Origin of the sequence: Candidatus Schmidhempelia bombi str. Bimp (genome assembly GCF_000471645.3) — a bacterium.
Classification (GTDB): Bacteria; Pseudomonadota; Gammaproteobacteria; order Enterobacterales; family Orbaceae; genus Utexia; species Utexia bombi.
In genome coordinates, this window is record NZ_AWGA01000128.1 from 1 (window position 1) to 1,191 (window position 1,191).

Here is a 1,191-nt window from a genome sequence, read left to right on the forward strand (position 1 = left end):
TATGTATTGATGGCTGGGTGGTAAAACATATTGTTTTTATTCCTGATAGTACAGGAAGAATAAAAAAATACGAAGAAAATCATATGGATATTACTGAAACAATGAGAGATAGGACGTGGTCTTTAGAGTGGGAAAACAATACATATAAAAGGATTGAATCAAGCTATTCGGATTATGAAGGGAAAAACTACTCAGGTAATTTAAAATTATATTTCAATGAACAAAAACAGATCAGTCGTGCTCTTATTGAAGACAATTATGCTTATGTCTCGTTACTGGTACCAAGGGATGATCTTGGCCTTGATTTTAAAACCTTTGACGATTTACTGGCAAAACCAGCGATCTTTGCTGATAATTTATCGATTTGGTATATTGATGATGTGTTATTTAATCAATGGTTAGATCGAGGTCTTTTAAATCAGGTTAAGCAGTTAGAGTTATACCATACAAATGTTCAACCATCAACGATAATGGAAATACAAAAGCTGCAGTCTTTACAACATTTAACCGTATCAGAACTAGATCTTAATAAAGGCGATGATCCTTTCATTATAAAAAAGCAAAAACAACGTTTTACTGAGTTAGCATCAGTACTCTTTTTTTTAAAAGAAAGTTGCTCTATTGATGTTGATTTAGTTGACTACTATAAACGCATTTTTCAAGAATATTTACCTGATAATTTAAAACATTAAGTAATAAATAAACATATAATTACGTATTTAATAAAAGGATATAACGATAAATGATACTTGCAATTGATGTTTACTATATGGAGAATCAAGCAAAAACAGTGGGGATTTTGTTTGAACATTGGACTGATACCACGTCAGATATTAATGCTGTGATTACGGATTATCAGGATAATGTTGCCCCTTATCAATCGGGCCAATTTTATCGCCGCGAACTACCTTGTATTATGTCGCTATTGAATCGTATTGATTTATCAACGATTTCAAGCATTATTATTGATGGGTATGTGCACTTAGCAGAAGGACAGATAGGCTTAGGTGGCTATCTTTATAATGCTTTAAATAACAATATACCTATTATTGGCGTCGCTAAAAAACCTTTTGCTGGAAATAGTCAATATTTGATAGAAGTGGCACGTGGTCAAAGTAAACATCCACTATATGTTACGGCAATCGGTACTCCATTAGAAGAGGCAGCTGCAAACATTAAATTAATGGCGGG

Annotated in this window: 2 protein-coding genes; both read left to right on the plus strand. The window is 32.7% G+C overall.

Translation table 11 applies throughout. The annotated features are described in order from the left end of the window. The coding region (locus O970_RS10030; RefSeq protein ID WP_166667120.1) for a hypothetical protein at window positions 1-692 on the plus strand (692 nt) is incomplete at its 5' end. 50 nt (window positions 693-742) lie between these two features. Then, the coding region (locus O970_RS09665; RefSeq protein WP_133459486.1) for an endonuclease V at window positions 743-1,191 on the plus strand (449 nt) is incomplete at its 3' end.